This is a genomic window from Bacteroides cellulosilyticus DSM 14838 (assembly GCF_000158035.1).
GTDB lineage: Bacteria > Bacteroidota > Bacteroidia > Bacteroidales > Bacteroidaceae > Bacteroides > Bacteroides cellulosilyticus.
Window position 1 is genome coordinate 500,683 of record NZ_EQ973491.1, and the last position, 17,702, is coordinate 518,384.

Consider the following 17,702-nt stretch of genomic DNA (forward strand, 5'->3'; position numbering starts at 1 on the left):
GTACGTCAATATGGGAATTTTCTTTGTCTATATACTGAAGTCGTCGGTTTGTTTGGCGGTATTCTACCTGTTTTACCGTTTGTTGCTGAGCCGTGAGACGTTTCATCGTTTCAACCGGGTAGCGTTGTTGAGCATATTGTTGCTATCTTGTCTTTTGCCACTGGTGGAAGTTACTGTGGAGAAGCAGACAGAGGTTCATCAAACCATGATGACACTGGAACAGTGGCTGATGCTGGCGGATATGATGAATACTACAAATGTGGCGGAATTGCAGATAGAGGAAGTGACGATAACTTGGATACATGTTGCATTATTGGTGTACCTGGCCGGTATTTTACTTTTTGCTTTTCGTAATGGGTATTCGTTGTTGAAGTTGGGCAATTTATTGAGATTAGGCAGAAAAGAAGACTTGAGTAAATATACTGACGGTGGTGAGAAAGTGACTTTGATAGTGCACGACCACGATATAGCTCCGTTCAGTTGGATGAAATACATCGTTATTTCACAGAAAGACTTGGATGAGAATGGGCGGGAAATACTTATTCATGAGTTGGCTCATATACAGAACCGACATTCGTGGGATTTGCTGGTAGCAGATATCTGCATCTTTTTCCAGTGGTTTAATCCGGCTTCGTGGCTGCTGAAACAGGAATTACAGAATATCCATGAGTATGAGGCGGATGAAACGGTGATTGAAAAAGGCGTTGACGCGAAACAATATCAATTATTATTAATTAAAAAAGCTGTCGGCACAAGGCTCTACTCTATGGCCAACAGCTTTAATCACAGTAAACTTAAAAAACGTATCACTATGATGTTAAAAGAAAAATCGAATCCGTGGGCAAGATTGAAGTATTTATACATACTTCCGGTAGCTGCCATTGCAGTAACTGCTTTTGCCCGTCCTGAAATCTCGGAAACCGCAGAAGAGATTTCAAGAATGTCGGATGCACTCGGAATGGAACAAGCAAGCTTGCTCTTCTCTCGTTTGCATGACATTTCTGCCGCCAAAGTTAATGATTTGACAGCAATTGTGGAAGCAAAAGCCGTAAAAACTACGGAAGAACCAGTACAGGTAGCTCCAGTACTGAAAGATACAGCTAAACCCGTGGAGGTGAAGTATATTCCTGTAGAAGTGACCGAGAAGCTACAGGGTACTCCCTTCTTCGAGGTGGTGGAGCAAATGCCGGAGTATCCGGGTGGCATGGCTGCTGCATTGGAGTATATTCAGAAGAATATGCGTTATCCTGAAACTGCAAAGAAGAATGGTACACAGGGACGCGTTACGGTGCAATTTATTATTGATAAGGGAGGAAATGTGACGGATCCGAAAGTGATCCGTGCCGTAGATAAAGATCTGGATGCTGAGGCTATCCGGTTGGTAGGAACAATGCCGAAATGGAAACCGGGTATGCAGAAAGGACAGGCGGTAGCAGTGAAGTATACACTGCCGGTAATGTTTAGACTGGAAGGGGGAGAGATGAAAAGTTCTCGTACTGTAGAGATGAGCAGACGCCCTGGAAGTTTATTGGATAGTGCTTTGGTTATAGTGGATGGCAAGGAAGTTACCCAGTCTATATTGAATGCAATAAATGTCGACAGGATAATGAGTTTTAGCGTCTTGAAGGATGCGGCTTCTACTGCAATATATGGAGAGAGAGGCAAGAATGGGGTTATATTGATTACTTTGAAAGAAGATAAAGAAGAATACCATCCATCAGAAACCTATACACTAAAGAATACTAATGATCCCGTGGTTTGGGGAGTGAAAGGTACAGGAAAATTTACTACTGTCAATGGAGTGCAAGGTATCTATATAAATAGTAAGAAGGCAAATCGGGGAGATGTGACCTTTTTTGTAGATGGTGTGAAAATTGATTCCAGCGTTGCGGACATAGGTGAGGTAGTACCGGCTGAAAGAATTGAAAGCATGAGTGTTGAGAAAGGAACAGACGGCAAAGGCCAGATTTATATCACTACCAAAGACAAAAGAGGAGTTGAGAAGACTTCTGCCAAAGGTGATATGAAAGTGGAAGGTATTGTGCAGGATAAAGACGGAGAGCCTGTTGTAGGTGCTGCCATACTGATAGAAGGAACAAAAAGCGGCAGTATAACCGATGTGGATGGTAGCTTTGTCCTATCTGCTTCAAAAGGCGATAAACTGGTTGTTTCTTATATTGGCATGAAAACTGCTAAAGTAAAGGCGGAGCCGAAGGTGACAGTTACTTTGAAAGATGAATAATCAAAGATATTTTATATGAAAAGGAATTCTCTCTTTTTGTTTCTCTCTATGATGTTCGTTTGGGTGGGGCTTTGCTCCGCCCAAACTAGTAGTGATAAGTATGTTCTCATTGACGGATGTTTTTTCAATGGTATGCCTCCGGGAATTCGGACTGATGAAGGTGCCCAGATGATTATGCTGACAGATGAGGAAGGACATACCGCATTGGAAATACGTCTGAATAAAGGCAAAACTTTACCGGACTATGCAATGAAATATCGGGTTTCCGTAGAAAAAGTACCCGGAGGAGAGGAATTATTGCAGATTTCCCGTTCAGGAGCGCAAAAGCCGATGGCGATTGCAGCGACTAATACAGTAACTCTTGATAAATGGGTAGGAAAACCATTCCCGGACTTTAAGGTAAAGGATACGACGGGACGGGTATGGACAAAGGCGGATATCATTGGAAAGCCTTTCGTTCTGAACTATTGGCACACGGGTTGCAGACCGTGTATCAAGGAGATGCCGGAACTGAATGAATGGATGAAAATCTGTCCGGATGTGACTTATTTCTCTACTACCTGGAATACAGCGGAACAGATAAAGAAGATAGTGGAAAACCGTCCTTTCCTTTTTACGCATATTGCCGATGAATTATTTTTCTTCAATTTGTTTAAAGTACAGGTCACGCCGACTACATTGTTGGTAGATAAGAAAGGTATTATCCGCTATTGGGAAGAAGGTACAAGCGAGAGTAAACGGGCCTATTTGCTTGATAGACTAAAGGAATTATCAGCTGAATAATCAACTTTGTTTCTTATTTCTTTGTTTAAATCATTACTTTTAAGTATTTTTGTTTGAGACGGTTTAGTATTCTATCACTTAAAAGATAATGCTATGAGACAAGGAAAACAAATTCACCAGGGATATAGCTTCTTTTGGGGAGTATTTCTATTATTAGTGATGTCTGCCGCTATATCTATTCATGCTGAAGCCCCTTCTACAAAGGAGCTTGTACTTTTCAAAGATACTTTGAAGAATGATACCATTGTGCCGCAGTCTCCGAAGAAAAATGGCACATTCGTTATTAGAGATCGCATTCCTATTCCATCTGATGAGCCTTTATTTATAGTAAATGGAATGGAACTTCCCTATGAGATTTTTGCAGCATTGAACCCCGCGCATATTGAAAGTCTTGAAGTTTTGAAAGATGCTTCAGCTACTGCCATTTATGGCACACGTGGAATAAATGGGGTCATTATTCTGAAGTTGAAAACTCCACAACAGGTAAAGGAGGAAAAAAACATTAAGAAAATAGATGATTTTCTCAAGCCAAAGGGAGTGAACAGGAGGAATGCGCGTTACTATATTAGCGGTAAAGAAGTTCCGGCCAGTACTGCGTATCAAACGAGTATTGAGCAAATGGAAGTGAAGACCGGTGCAGACGGAATACTGGAAATTTATATTAAACCAATGATTTTCCTAAGGGGAGAATATGAATAAAAGTGATTGTCAAGAGCGGAATGATTAAAGATTATGGAATAGGAAATACCTGATAACTAATGTTGAAACAAATATCCTTATTAATCCTGTGTGCGGCAGCAATTGTTTGGTTCGCTACTCCTGTGCAAGCCTGTACTTCTGCTGTTGTATCGGGTAAAGTAACACCCGACGGTCGCCCCCTGCTTTGGAAAAACCGTGATACGGACTTTATGCAAAACCATATTGATTATGTGAAAGGCGAGAAGTATAATTTTATTGCTGTAGTGAATAGCGCCAATGCATATCTGAAAGAGGCATGGATGGGAACTAATTCCTCAGGATTTGCTTTGATGAATACACAATCGTATAATCTGGTGGATGTAAAGGGCGATGAAGAGCGGGGGGCAGCCAATGGGCGTGTTATTTATCGTGCACTCGAAGTTTGTGCAACGGTAGAGGATTTCTGTCATTTTCTGGATACCATTTCCAAGCCCAGCGATATCGAAGCTAATTTTGGTGTGATTGATGCACAAGGCGGGGCAGCTATGTTTGAGGTAGATTATCATAAATATGTAATGTATGACGCCAATAACCCGAAGGACGCTCCTTATGGTTATATTGCCCGTACCAACTTTTCTTTTGCTGGTAAGGTGAACGAGGGTGCCGGTTATGTGCGCTATATGGAAGCAGACCAGGTGCTGATGAAAGCTTCGGCTACGGGCAGTATTACCCCACAGTTTATTTTCAATGATTTATCGCGTTCGTTCCGTAACCGTATGCTGGATATTGATTTGCGTAGCGGGGCATATAATCGTCCTCAGGCATCGGGTTGGTTTGTAGATCAGGATTTCATTCCGCGTAGCAGTACATCGTGTTCGGTAGTGGTACAAGGTGTGAAACCGGGTGAGAAAGCCGAACTGACTACCATGTGGACACTGTTAGGTTATCCTCCTACCGGTATAGCTGTGCCACTGTGGGTGAAAGATGCCGGTAAACTTCTTCCCGGAATGGTACGTTTCGGCAAAGAATATGAGGCAGCTCTGCTCAGTGATTGGTCACTTCGTTTGGCAGACAGAGTTTTCAGCTATAAGCAGGGAATGGGTACCGGACGTTATCTGAATTGGGAAAGATTGTATAGTCCTGAGAAAGGTGACGGTTATATGACAGCGATTACTGCGGCAGAAGATGAAGTCTTCCGTACGACGAAGCCATTGCTGGAAGAATGGTATAAAAAAGGAAGCCTCGATATCCAAGCAATACCGAAGCTGTATGATGAACTGGAATCATCCATCAGAATGATCTATCAGAGTTTACTGGAATCAGAATAGAACTTACATTACCGAATGGAGGTACGCCAGTATCTCCGTTTCTTGTTCCGGATGGAACCAACGGATTTCTTCATCTCTTTTGAACCATGTCATCTGCTTGCGTGAATAGATGCGGGAGTTCTGTTGGATTTTCTCTATGGCAAAAGGCAAGGTCCATTCTCCATCGAGATATTTGAACATCTCTTTATAACCTACCGTATTCAATGAATTAAGTGCCCGATAAGGATATACCTTTCTGGCTTCTTCTTCCAAGCCATCCTCTATCATAATCTCTACCCGTCGGTTAATACGGTCGTAAAGTTCTTCCCGGTCGCGCGTCAATCCTATTTTGATGATGCGGAAGGGGCGTTCTTTTTTTTGTTGTGTACGGAATGAGGTGTAGGTCTTCCCTGTCATATAGCATATCTCCAGTGCATGGATTACGCGTTTAGGATTCTTCAGGTCTACTATTTTGTAGTATTCGGGATCGAGTAACTTTAGCTCTGCGCACAATCTTTCCAGACCTTCCGTTTCATACTTATGTAGCATCACTTGGCGTGTTTCAGCATCTACGGTCGGAATATCGTCAATGCCTTTGCAAACGGCATCCACATACATCATAGAGCCACCGGTAAGCAATACTGTATCCTGTTCGGTAAATAAGGTTTCCAGAAGTTTCAGTACTTCCGCTTCATATTGGGCGGCACTGTAATAATCGGTGAGTTGCAAGGTTCCTACAAGGTAATGTTTCACGCGTTGCAGTTGCTCGGGGGTAGGGGCTGCTGTCCCTATTTTCAAGTCGGCATAGAGTTGCCGGGAGTCTGCGGAAACGATGCAAGTTTGGTAATGCTCTGCCAGCCGCAGGCTGAGTTCGGTCTTTCCTACTCCGGTCGGTCCAATAAGCACTATCAGGGTTTTCATAAGGAAATGGTATTTAGAGAATCATTTCCCATCTGCAGATAACGCGGATAACGCAGATCTCTTCTAGGCTTAAGTCTTTCAAATCTGTGTTATCCGCGTTATCTGCGGATGAAAAATTTAAAATAATATTAGAACTTTTCTTCCTCGAACGGTGCTGCGCTACCTTCGCCTCCGCCCATATCGAAACCTTCCTGGTCGAATTCTTCCAGATCAAAGTCCTGATCTCCATAGAAGTTTTCATCCAGATCAAGCGATCCGCTGTTGGCTGCCATTTCTTCGAAGTCAATTGTCTGTTTCGGAGCATCACCTTCCTTCTTGGTACACTTGGCACCTTTCATTTCTTTTCCGGTAATGATCTCGGAGAGTTCAATGAAGAAACAGCGTTCTGTCATGTAGTCGAACACATAGAGTAACTTCTGCTTTTCATCTTCTATCAGTTCGCTGATAGTGGTGTCTTTCATTACCCAACTGTCCATCTCCGGATTGTCATCCATCTCTTCCAGTGTAATTTCCTTTTCTTTTTCCCAATCATCATCACAGATGAAGAAAGAAGTCATCTGGTCGTTAGTATAACCTACTGACTTCACTATAGCCTCATGGAAGTCGTAGAATGTAGCTTCCGGGTCAATTTGTATTTCTCTTACGAAGTCGTCCACTTCATCGGAGATAAGTGTAAATCTGTATATCATATTCTAATTACTTTATCGTTTTATCATCTAATAATACCACGTTCGGAGTCACGGATGAAGCTGACAATGTATTCGATTTCCGGGCTCGTCGGAATTTCTTCTTCTATTTTCTTTAATGCGTCTGAAGTGTTCAATCCACTCTGATAAATGATACGGTATGCATTGTGTATATTCTCAATGGTTTCATTGGAGAATCCGCGACGACGCAACCCGATAATGTTGATACCGCTGTAAGCAATCGGTTCCCGGCCTGCAATGATGTACGGCGGAATATCCTTACTGAAACGGCAACCTCCTTGTATCATTCCGTATCCACCTACACGGCAGAACTGATGCATCAATACATTGGCACTGATAATGGAGAAATCGTCTATTACAATTTCACCTGCCATTTTAGTAGAGTTACCAATGATACAGTAATTACCGACAAGGGCATCATGAGCTACGTGCACACCTTCCATCAACAGGTTGTTGTTACCGATAATGGTTCTGCCTTTGGCAGCTGTACCGCGATTGATGGTAACATTTTCACGAATGGTATTGTTGTCACCAATTTCAGCGGTACTCTCTTCTCCCTGAAATTTCAGGTCCTGAGGGATGGCACCGATAACAGCTCCCGGAAAAATAGTATTTCCATTGCCGATACGTGAACCGTACAGAATGTTGGCATTTGCCATAATCTTGTTGTTATCGCCGATTACCACATTCTTGTCGATGAATACAAAAGGAGCAATCTCTACGTTTTCCCCGATTTTTGCCTCGGGATGAATATACGCTAAGGGACTTATCATGCTGATTTATGATTTATGATTTATAATTTATGAGATATTCGCGCTTATTATTAGCCACGAATAAATCTTAAATCATAAATCCTTTTACTTGTTCTTAACTATTTGTGCCATAAACTCTGCCTCGCAAACCACTTTCTCGCCTACGAACGCATAACCTTTCATCGTGGAAATGCCACGGCGGATAGGTGCAAGCAGTTCTACGCGGAAGATAAGGGTGTCACCCGGCACTACCTTTTGACGGAACTTCACACCATCTATCTTCATGAAGTAGGTAGAGTAGCGTTCGGGTTCGTCTACGGAGTTCAATACAAGCAGACCGCCTACCTGTGCCATAGCTTCAACCTGCAACACACCCGGCATTACCGGTTCCTGTGGGAAGTGCCCCTGGAAGAAAGGCTCGTTGGCAGTGATATTCTTCACGCCTACAATATAATTGGCACCTATTTCAATTACCTTGTCTACCAATTGGAATGGGTAACGGTGTGGCAACAGTTCGCGGATACGGTTTACGTCCATGACGGGTTCGCGGTTACAGTCGTAAGTCGGAGCCTGTATATCATGCAGGCGGATTTCCTTACGCATCTGGCGGGCGAACTTGTTATTAATGGTATGTCCCGGACGTGTAGCGATGATACGTCCCTTGATAGGTTTGCCTATCAAAGCCAAGTCACCGATTACGTCGAGCAGTTTATGACGGGCACATTCATTGGCCCATACCAGCGGTTTGTGGTTGATATAACCCAGTTGCTTGGCATCCATGTGGGGAACTCCCATCACATCGGCCAACTTATCGAAGTCTTCCTGAGACATTTCTCGTTCGTAGATAACGATGGCATTGTCCAAATCACCGCCTTTGATGAGACCGGCCTGCAACAGTGGTTCGATCTCGCGTACGAATACGAATGTACGGCTGCCGGCTACTTCATCTCGGAATTTCGACATATCCTCCAGCGTTGCAAACTGATTGGGAATGATGGTCGAGTCGTAAGATACCAGTACATTCAGACTGAAGTTCTCGTCGGGCAACACGATAATGGAAGAACCGGTCTTTTCATCGCGAAACTCGATTTTTGACTTGATGATATAGAAATCTTTAACGGCATTTTGTTCTTCTGTACCTACGCGCTCTATTTCTTGTGCATAATATTGGGCGCTACCGTCCAGAATGGGAAACTCAGGACCGTTGACTTGTATCAGGCAGTTGTCTATGCCTAAGGCGTAAAGGGCTGCCATGCCGTGCTCTACAGTGCTAACCTTCACACCATTCTTGGAAAGGACGGTGCCGCGAGTGGTTTCAGTCACATTGTCCGCAACCGCATCAATGGTAGGTTGTCCCTCCACGTCGATGCGCTGGATTTTATATCCGTGGTTGTCCGGAGCAGGATTGAAAGTAACGGTCAGGTCAAGTCCCGTGTGAAGGCCTTTACCACTGAGGGAAAAACTGTCTTTCAGAGTCTTTTGTTTCAACATTTGTTACTTATTTATTTGTTGTTTTAATTCATTCAGTTCTTTACGGAGCTGGCGGAGTTCTGTTAGCATATCCGGTAGGTTCCGTTGGGCAACGGAGGCTTTGAAGTATTGTTTCAGCTCCATGGGAGGAGTACCGATTAATTGGCTGCCATCCTTAATATTGCTGGGAACACCAGACTGTGCTCCGAGGTTCACTTTGTTTCCAATATGGATATGTCCTGCAATGCCTACCTGGCCGCCGAACATACACCATTCGCCTACTTTGGTAGATCCTGCAATACCCACTTGCGCCGCCATAACGGTATTTGCACCGATTTCGTCATTGTGGGCTACTTGTATCAGGTTGTCCAGTTTCACACCTTTGTGTACGATGGTTGCCCCCATTGTAGCACGGTCTACACAAGTGTTTGCACCTATCTCTACATTGTCTTCCAGTATTACGATACCGATTTGAGGTATTTTTTCGTAACCTTCGGGAGTTGGGGCGAAACCAAAACCATCCGCACCGATCACACAACCGGAATGCAGGATGCAATGATTGCCTATCCGGCAGTCATGATAAATGGTTGTATTGGCATATAAGATACAATCACTGCCTATTTTAGCACCACTACCGATAGTCGCATGCGGATGTATCATTGTATTGTCTCCTACTTCTGCGTATTCACCAATGCAAGCGAAGGGCGCAATGTAAACATCCTTTCCGATTTTAGCAGTTTCTGCAACGAAAGCTAACGGATCAATACCAACACGTTTAGGCTTACTTTGTTCGTAAAGGTTGAGCAATTTAGCCAAACTTTCGTAGGCATTATCCACCTTAATTAAAGTAGCTTTTATTTCTTGTTCAGGAACGAAGTCTTTGTTTACCAGTACAATACTGGCTTTGGTTTCGTAGATATAAGATGTATATTTGGGGTTTGACAGAAACGATATAGCACCGGGGATGCCTTCTTCTATCTTGGCAAAAGTATGTACAGTTGCATTCTCGTCTCCAACGATTTCTCCTTGGATAAATGTTGCAATTTGTTTAGCAGAGAACTCCATTGTCTTATTCTTGTTAGATGGTTTCAAATCACAAATAACGGACTTTTTTTTTATATTTCCTTGTCCTTGGGTGAATATTTTATACTTACCTATGCAAACGTTGGTAGCAAAGATAGTATTTTTTTACCTTCTTGGACAATAGGGAAATATTGAGCATGTCCGATGCTTCAGCAATATTCTTAATACTTCCGTCTTTATAAAGGATATCAATACTATCGTCTGCCGGGTCGTACATATTCTTCTCGATGCTGGGGGTAGAGACGAAATAACTCGCTTCAGAGAGGGGTATGTCCAGTTGCTGACTGATTTGCAAAGTTAACTCTTTTTTTCTTTTTTCACATATTGGTTCGGTAGAAATTTCCACTTTGAAGATATTACGGTTGATCATACCGAGACTCAACGTGGACAGAACCTTGTCACTGTGGGTGCTCCAGACCTTTAATGCGGTCCATATATCATTGTCATCCAGTTGGATAAAGTTCTCCAGGCACTCCGGATTGTTATAGAAAGTTTCCTTGTTGATGTCATTGTAAAGGAAAAAACGCAATGCCGGTGAAGCAAATAATTCTACACCTTTACTTGCTAATTCTTTGGCACGGAGCAGGGCACTGATGAGCATTTTCTCGTATGCCACGGACGTTTTGTGCAGATATACCTGCCAGTACATCAAGCGGCGGGCAGTGAGGAAGTTCTCAATGGAGTAGATACCTTTGGATTCTACCACGAGATGGTCTTCTTTCACATCGAGCATCTTGATGATGCGTGCCGAGCCGATGTTACCTTCCGTTACGCCGGTGTAAAAACTGTCGCGGCGAAGGTAGTCCATGCGGTCCATGTCGAGTTGTCCGCTGACCAGTTGGTGCAGGAACTTCTTGGGGTATTCGTCCTTGAATATCTGGATGGCAAGTGTGAGTTGCCCGTTCATTTCTTTGTTGATACGCTCCATCAGCATGAGGGAGATATCCTCGTGAGATACGCCCTGTACGATGGTGTCTTCCAGTACATGAGAGAAGGGACCGTGTCCGATGTCATGCATCAGAATGGCTGCCTGTACTGCTTCGGCTTCACTATCAAAAATGAAGTTTCCTTTGCTGGCGAGCTGCTGGACAGCTTCGCTCGTCAAATGGAAAGCCCCCAACGAATGTTGAAAGCGCGTGTGCTGTGCACCGGGATAAACCACAGACGACAAGCCCAGTTGCTTGATGCGGTTTAAACGCTGCAAAAGGGGATGCCGCACGATGTCGTACAGCAACCCCTTCGGGATATTGATGAACCCGAACACCGGGTCGTTAATGATCTTTCGTTCGAACACGTTGTTAGTGATTAAGGGTAAGTGATAAGTGATTAGGCGTTAATCACTCCCTTCAACTGTTCCGCCATCTGCTGTTGCACTTCCTTGGCGGCATTGCGTGCAGCTTCTGCAAATTTTTCAGTCTTATCCACATAGATGATGCCACGGCTGGAGTTTACAATCAGTCCGCAAGTGGAGTTCATGCCATACTTACAAACTTCTTCCAGTGAGCCACCCTGTGCGCCTACACCCGGCACAAGCAGGAAGTGGTTGGGAACAATCTTGCGGATATCTTCGAAAGCACGGCCTTGTGTGGCACCTACCACATACATCATCTGTCCGTCGTTGGCCCATTCCTGAGACTTACGCAGTACTTTTTCGAAAAGGCGTTCGCCGTTGGAATCTTCCGTCAACTGGAAGTCGTGGGAACCTTTGTTGCTTGTCAGTGCCAGGAGGATTACCCACTTGCCTTCATAAGTCAGGAACGGAGTAACACTGTCCTCACCCATGTAAGGGGCTACGGTTACAGAGTCGATGTCCAGTTCGTCGAAGAATGTGCGGGCATACATGGCAGAGGTATTTCCAATGTCACCACGCTTGGCATCGGCAATGATGAATTGGTCGGGATAGTTTTCCTTGATATATTTCACAGTCTTTTCAAAAGCAATCCAGCCTTTCACGCCCATACTTTCATAGAAAGCGAGGTTCGGTTTGTAGGCAATGCAAAGGTCAGCCGTTGCGTCGATGATGGCTTTATTGAAAGCGAAGATCGGATCTTCTTCTTTCAACAAGTGTTCCGGGATTTTCTTGATGTCTGTATCCAGACCTACGCAGAGGAATGATTTCTTACGCTTGATATTTTCAAAAAGTTGTTGTTTATCCATTACTGAATCTATTTAATCTGTTTATAATTCGTTTGGTTATTTCTTGAATAAGTAGCCTTCTATGCGTAACCTGAGAGCATCTTTCCTTTTCTTATTGTAATCCAGAGAGAAACTTGTAAGCATGAAAAGGCATCTGTCGGAATTACACTTAAATCGGGTAGGGGGCATTTGATTATATTTGTGATTATCAAGTGCCTCCATTGTTTTCAGGTCAATGAAGATCGTATCGTTCTTATTATTAGTCTGAGTGGTAAGGGGAACAGGTAGTATCCCTGCTTCCAGATAGTCGTATGGTATGTGGAAGTATCTGTCCTTTATATCTCCATCCGGTACGACTATGAACTGATGGTATCCGTCCGGTATCTGGATGCTGACTTGATGTGAACTCTTGCCGCTGTATGATACAAAGGAATCGGAATCGTCTGTTGTATCGGTAGTACCGTAATTTTTAGAAGAATAGAATGAGGCATCCTTGTCCACAAGGTCGGCTATACTTTTCCGTCCGAACCAGTTGCGCAGATATCTGAACTTGTCGTTTACTTGCACTGCCGTTTCCGTCGGGAGCGATTCCATCCAGTCATCGTATTGTTCACGGGTGAGTGGTAGTTTTAAATTAGTGCGTTTCAGCTCTTTCTCTACGCTGTTGCGCATGATATTCCGGGTGATACTTGCATAATTGACTGGTAGTGCCGAAGTTAGCAGAAAGAGGATGGAGAACGAAATCGGTATCCAACTGATGCGCCGGGCTTTAGTGAAGACGAGTCCGATACAAACAATATAGCACCAGATGTTGAGAGTTATAAGGTAAAGGCGATTGATGGTGACGCCGTAATCGTTGAAGCGGCGTATAATGCCGATTGTCATCAGTACCAGCATCGGCAATACCAAAGCGGGCAACCAACGCGCAATCCATTCGTTTATAGGTTTCTTTTCCTGAATACGTACGGGATACAGTCCGAATTCAATGGCGATACATCCTACCATCAGTGCTACCACGAGCCAGGATACCCAGCCTGTGGGCAGTTCCCAACTGATAAAAATGCGGGCTGCATAGACATAAAGCACGAGGAGGTATCCTGCCATGAGCGGGAGAAAGAGAAAATGTATTGTGCCGTTCAGGAACTCCGAGGGTTGCGGCTCCCGATTATGTTTTTGTTCATCTTTGGGCAACATGCCAAGGAAGAGTAACATCGGAAGCAATACGCTACATATAATAAGAATATATAGATAGCAATTCCAACTTACATCCACGTTGAAGAGTTGGCGAAGCGAGAACACCAGCAGACTGATTCCACCGCTCATGATAAGCCCCACCACATTGGCCGTGACAAAAGCGCCAACCGTGTATGAAGCGAAGTTCCAGCTTGGAATGTCATTCTTTTCTTTGATGAATGAAAGGAAGAAAGCCGAAAGCCACAGTGCCAGAATGGCGGCTCCGTGGGCTATGCCTATTTCGGTAAGCGACTGTTCCGGTGAAAGGCTGTAGAGGTACACCGCATCGGCAATCAGCAATACGTGCATTACTATATGTACGATCACTCCTTTTATCTTGCTCTTTATCTCTTCGCTCCACAGGTGGAGAGTGAGTGAGAGCAACGTACCGATAGAAAAATAGTAACCCAGAACCATCACCAGCTTCCTGTCATCATCCAGGTCGGTAGCTACCAGATAGACTAAATAGACGGTAAGTGCAAGGACAAAACATACTGTAGAAGGAAAGCGCCTCAGGCAATTTTGAAACGCTTCCGTCAGGGTATGAAATACTTTATGTAGTAGCTGTCCTTTCATTCGCTCTGCTTCTTAACCTATTGGTTTACAGTTCGCTTTCTTTCAGACGTTCTGCATTTTCCGCTACAATCAGGTGGTCGATGCAGTCCTGAATGTCACCGTCCATAAAGGCGGAGAGGTTATAGATGGTATAGTTGATACGATGGTCGGTGATGCGTCCTTGCGGATAGTTGTAGGTACGGATTTTAGCGGAGCGGTCTCCGGTAGATACCATTGTCTTTCGCTTGGAGGCAATATCGTCCAGATATTTCTGATGTTCCTTGTCGTAAATAAAGGTACGCAGACGTGAGAGGGCACGCTCTTTATTCTTCGGTTGGTCGCGTGTTTCGGTACACTCAATCAGGATTTCTTCGGAAGCACCGGTGTTCGGATTTCTCCATACATAGCGCAGACGTACACCGGACTCAACTTTATTTACATTCTGTCCGCCGGCACCACCACTTCGGAAAGTATCCCATTTGATTTCGCCTTCATTAATTACTACATCGAACTCTTCTGCTTCGGGCAGCACGGCTACAGATGCGGCGGAAGTATGCACACGCCCCTGAGTTTCAGTAGCCGGAACACGCTGTACGCGGTGTACACCCGATTCGTATTTCAATGTTCCGTACACATTGTCGCCCGTAACGCTGCAAATAACTTCCTTGAATCCACCTGCCGCGCCTTCATTGACACTGGATATTTCCATCCTCCAACCTTTTGTTTCGCAATATTTGGTGTACATGCGGAAAAGGTCTCCGGCAAAGATAGCGGCTTCGTCACCGCCTGTACCTCCACGAATTTCGAGGATGGCGTTCTTGCTGTCCTGTGGGTCGGCAGGTACGAGGAGGAGTTTGATATGTTCTTCCAGTTCCGGCTGGCGTGCCTGACAGGCATCCAATTCTTCGCGTGCCATTTCCCGCATCTCCGGGTCTGCTTCATTGGAGATGATCTCTTTGGCTTCCTCGATGCCGTTCAGCACCTGGATATATTCTTTACGGGCCTCCATCAGGTCGCCCAGTTCTTTATACTCTTTGGTGAGTTTTACGTAACGCTTTTGGTCGGCAATCACTGCCGGGTCTGTAATCAGCGTCGATACTTCTTCGAAGCGGGCAACAAGCCCTTCGAGTTTCTCTAATATGGTATTGTTGTCTGCCATTGAATTAGTATTTGAATTCTCCGAACTCACTATTGATAATCAGTTCTTTCTGGTTGCTTTCTTCAATACGTCCAACAATCTGTGCATCGATGCCGAAGCTCTTGCTAATGGCAATAACTTCCTCGGCATGTTCGGGCGACAGATATACTTCAAGGCGGTGTCCCATATTGAATACCTTGTACATCTCTGCCCAGTCCGTATTGCTCTGCTCTTTAATCGTTTTGAACAAAGGAGGAACAGGGAACAGATTATCCTTAATCACGCGGCAATTGTCACCTATAAAGTGCAACACTTTCGTCTGTGCACCACCCGAGCAGTGTACCATACCGTGGATCTCAGGGCGAAGTGCATCCAGCAACTTCTTCACTACCGGCGCATATGTGCGGGTAGGGGAGAGTACCAATTTGCCTGCATCCAGCGGGCTGTCTTCTACGGCATCCGTCAGTTTCAGACCACCGGAGTAAACCAGTTCTTCGGGCACTGCCTTGTCATAACTTTCGGGATATTTCTCTGCCAGATATTTGGAGAATACATCATGACGGGCGCTGGTCAGTCCGTTGCTGCCCATACCACCGTTATATTCCTTTTCGTAAGTAGCCTGTCCGTAAGAAGCCAAGCCTACAATTACATCGCCCGGACGGATATTGGCATTATCAATCACATCGCTGCGCTTCATGCGGCAAGTTACGGTACTGTCCACAATGATGGTACGTACCAAGTCGCCTACATCGGCAGTTTCACCGCCAGTGGCATATACGCCTACACCCATTTCGCGGAGCTCGGCGAGCAATTCGTCCGTTCCGTTGATGATGGCGGAGATAACTTCTCCCGGAATGAGAAGTTTGTTGCGTCCGATGGTAGAAGAAACCAGGATATTATCTACTGCACCTACGCAGAGCAGGTCGTCGATATTCATAATCAGTGCATCCTGTGCAATGCCTTTCCAAACAGAAAGATCACCTGTTTCTTTCCAGTACATATAAGCCAATGAGGACTTCGTGCCTGCACCGTCGGCGTGCATGATGTTGCAATACTCCGGGTCACCGCCCAAAATGTCAGGGATAATTTTGCAGAAAGCCTGCGGGAAAATACCTTTGTCGATGTTCTTGATGGCATTGTGCACATCTTCTTTAGAAGCGCTGACACCGCGCATCATGTATCTTTGGTTACTCATGAGTTGATATGTTTTTTCAATTGAATGTGCAAAGATAGTGCAAAATCTCGATTTTATGAGTAAAAAGAGAATTCATTCTCTTTTTCGAATGTGAGAGATTTATTTAAACTGAGTGCCCCGGCATTTGCATTTTGCTGAGGTGCAGCCTATCTTCACGTAGCAAAAGTAGCGATTATTTTGCTTATAGCCTTGCCTTTGCATAAGAAATTGGAGTTTGGGGCATCTTCACTTAATCCTTTCATGCTGATAACACTTACCTTTCATCTCTTTCTCTTATACAAGTGATGCAAAAGGTGGCATCTTTTGCTACGAAAGATGCCATCTTTTGATGTTAAAGATGCCACCTTTTACAACAAAAGATGCCATCTTTTGCATGATGGCTCAGGGAGTTGTGTGAGGGCGGTAGTAATGAAGCAGGGCTAAGGCTTTATTCTTTGCTTCCCAATCCCATATTCTTCAGTCGTTCCCAAATGGTTTTCTTCTGGGATAATGCTACTAAGGCAACGCCCATCAGGCAACAGGCACAGCGCAATTCTTTAGGGGAAAGCGTATCCAGATTATCTGCGATAGCAGGCAGAGAATAGTTTTCTTCAAAAAAAGAAAATACATCGGCTGAGTTTTCTAAGTCGGTTTTCATTTGGCAAGAGCAGGTAAAGTCTACATTCATCGTGTTATAAATTTAAAAGTTGTAGTTTGTCCCAAGTTCCTTGATCGTAAAAAAGAGCGTGGGAACTATTGATATATTATTTCGTACTAAGGCTCTGGTAAACCCGCAAAGAAAATAATAAGCAATAGCCCCACGCCCGGAGCTTATATAACAGAGTTATATGCAATCCAGACGTGGAGACTTCCACTTATTATTCGTACTTTTAAAAATTTACCAGACTTTTAGTACTACGAATAATAAAATGATATCTCCAAATCGCAAAGCATATCTCTTCATTATTGAAGAAATATGTAACAAAGATACAGGAATTTTTAATATGGATGTATATAATGAGGACGAAAATGTATTAATTACGGAATAGAAAGAGTATAATTTATCATTTTAAACAGCTCATTTGTCTCAATTTATTGATATTGAAAGGGGCTTTGTAAATAGCTGATTATCAAAAGTGTTATAATGATGGTATCTCAGTATACGACTGAGGTACCCTAAGTATTATACTGAGGTACCCTAAGTATGGCACTGAGGTACCCTAAGTATACGACTGATCTCACAAATATCTTATATTGTTGATATTTATCTTTTATGTACAGACGTTTGTCATACAGGATTATCACTTTATTCATACCCCGTCCGTAGTATATCCCTCAATTTTCTTTTTTTTCTTTCCTCTGCAACTAATTCCCCAACCGGGCGTCTTATGTATAAAAGACTATCTTAAGATGGAACAGAATGATAAGGAAAAACAGTTCACTTCCCTCATCGAGGAATACAAGCGAGTGATCTATAAAATCTGCTACATGTATGCCACGGACGGGGATAATTTTAAAGATCT

General features: G+C 43.9%; 15 protein-coding genes. 4 read left to right on the forward strand and 11 right to left on the reverse strand.

Annotation, left to right across the window (positions count from 1 at the left end):
• The first annotated feature begins 10 nt into the window (after positions 1-10).
• The 4 genes from BACCELL_RS14210 (at position 11) to BACCELL_RS14225 (ending at position 5,031) form a co-directional block, all read left to right on the forward strand.
• Positions 11-2,242: a M56 family metallopeptidase gene (locus tag BACCELL_RS14210; protein ID WP_044153887.1), complete on the forward strand. Its 2,232-nt coding sequence runs from the start codon at positions 11-13 to the stop codon at positions 2,240-2,242.
• Positions 2,243-2,257: 15 nt separating this feature from the next.
• Entirely contained in the window at positions 2,258-3,025 is a 768-nt protein-coding gene (locus tag BACCELL_RS14215) for a TlpA family protein disulfide reductase (RefSeq protein ID WP_007212546.1), read from the forward strand.
• Between the two features lie 93 nt (positions 3,026-3,118).
• On the forward strand, positions 3,119-3,724 hold the full coding sequence (locus BACCELL_RS14220) for a TonB-dependent receptor plug domain-containing protein (protein ID WP_007212547.1): 606 nt from the start codon (positions 3,119-3,121) through the stop codon (positions 3,722-3,724).
• Between the two features lie 59 nt (positions 3,725-3,783).
• Complete coding sequence (locus BACCELL_RS14225) at positions 3,784-5,031, forward strand: carcinine hydrolase/isopenicillin-N N-acyltransferase family protein (RefSeq protein ID WP_007212548.1); 1,248 nt, start codon at positions 3,784-3,786, stop codon at positions 5,029-5,031.
• Positions 5,032-5,034: 3 nt separating this feature from the next.
• On the opposite strand, the gene miaA is transcribed toward BACCELL_RS14225, so the two are convergent.
• The 11 genes from miaA to BACCELL_RS14280 all read right to left on the reverse strand — a co-directional run bounded on the left by miaA (position 5,035) and on the right by BACCELL_RS14280 (position 16,867).
• Entirely contained in the window at positions 5,035-5,931 is an 897-nt protein-coding gene (miaA, locus tag BACCELL_RS14230) for a tRNA (adenosine(37)-N6)-dimethylallyltransferase MiaA (RefSeq protein WP_007212549.1), read from the reverse strand.
• A 128-nt stretch (positions 5,932-6,059) separates the two neighbouring features.
• Positions 6,060-6,620, reverse strand: a complete 561-nt coding sequence (locus BACCELL_RS14235; protein ID WP_007212550.1) for an IS1096 element passenger TnpR family protein — start codon at positions 6,618-6,620, stop codon at positions 6,060-6,062.
• Positions 6,621-6,643: 23 nt separating this feature from the next.
• Positions 6,644-7,411, reverse strand: coding sequence for an acyl-ACP--UDP-N-acetylglucosamine O-acyltransferase (gene lpxA, locus BACCELL_RS14240; protein ID WP_007212551.1), 768 nt, complete (start codon positions 7,409-7,411; stop codon positions 6,644-6,646).
• 84 nt (positions 7,412-7,495) lie between these two features.
• Positions 7,496-8,881: a bifunctional UDP-3-O-[3-hydroxymyristoyl] N-acetylglucosamine deacetylase/3-hydroxyacyl-ACP dehydratase gene (locus BACCELL_RS14245; RefSeq protein ID WP_007212552.1), complete on the reverse strand. Its 1,386-nt coding sequence runs from the start codon at positions 8,879-8,881 to the stop codon at positions 7,496-7,498.
• A 3-nt stretch (positions 8,882-8,884) separates the two neighbouring features.
• Entirely contained in the window at positions 8,885-9,925 is a 1,041-nt protein-coding gene (lpxD, locus tag BACCELL_RS14250) for a UDP-3-O-(3-hydroxymyristoyl)glucosamine N-acyltransferase (protein WP_007212553.1), read from the reverse strand.
• Between the two features lie 85 nt (positions 9,926-10,010).
• Positions 10,011-11,237, reverse strand: a complete 1,227-nt coding sequence (locus tag BACCELL_RS14255; RefSeq protein ID WP_007212554.1) for an HD domain-containing protein — start codon at positions 11,235-11,237, stop codon at positions 10,011-10,013.
• 32 nt (positions 11,238-11,269) lie between these two features.
• Positions 11,270-12,100: an orotidine-5'-phosphate decarboxylase gene (gene pyrF, locus BACCELL_RS14260; protein ID WP_007212555.1), complete on the reverse strand. Its 831-nt coding sequence runs from the start codon at positions 12,098-12,100 to the stop codon at positions 11,270-11,272.
• Positions 12,101-12,136: 36 nt separating this feature from the next.
• Positions 12,137-13,888, reverse strand: a complete 1,752-nt coding sequence (locus tag BACCELL_RS14265) for a DUF4153 domain-containing protein (protein ID WP_007212556.1) — start codon at positions 13,886-13,888, stop codon at positions 12,137-12,139.
• A 25-nt stretch (positions 13,889-13,913) separates the two neighbouring features.
• The gene (gene prfA / locus BACCELL_RS14270) at positions 13,914-15,026 is read right to left on the reverse strand and encodes a peptide chain release factor 1 (protein ID WP_007212557.1); all 1,113 of its coding nucleotides are present in this window, start codon (positions 15,024-15,026) and stop codon (positions 13,914-13,916) included.
• Positions 15,027-15,030: 4 nt separating this feature from the next.
• Positions 15,031-16,200 carry an AIR synthase-related protein gene (locus BACCELL_RS14275; RefSeq protein WP_007215345.1) on the reverse strand — a complete coding sequence of 390 codons (1,170 nt, stop codon included), beginning with the start codon at positions 16,198-16,200 and terminating at the stop codon, positions 15,031-15,033.
• 427 nt (positions 16,201-16,627) lie between these two features.
• Positions 16,628-16,867 carry a hypothetical protein gene (locus BACCELL_RS14280; protein WP_007215346.1) on the reverse strand — a complete coding sequence of 80 codons (240 nt, stop codon included), beginning with the start codon at positions 16,865-16,867 and terminating at the stop codon, positions 16,628-16,630.
• Between the last annotated feature and the right edge of the window lie 835 nt (positions 16,868-17,702).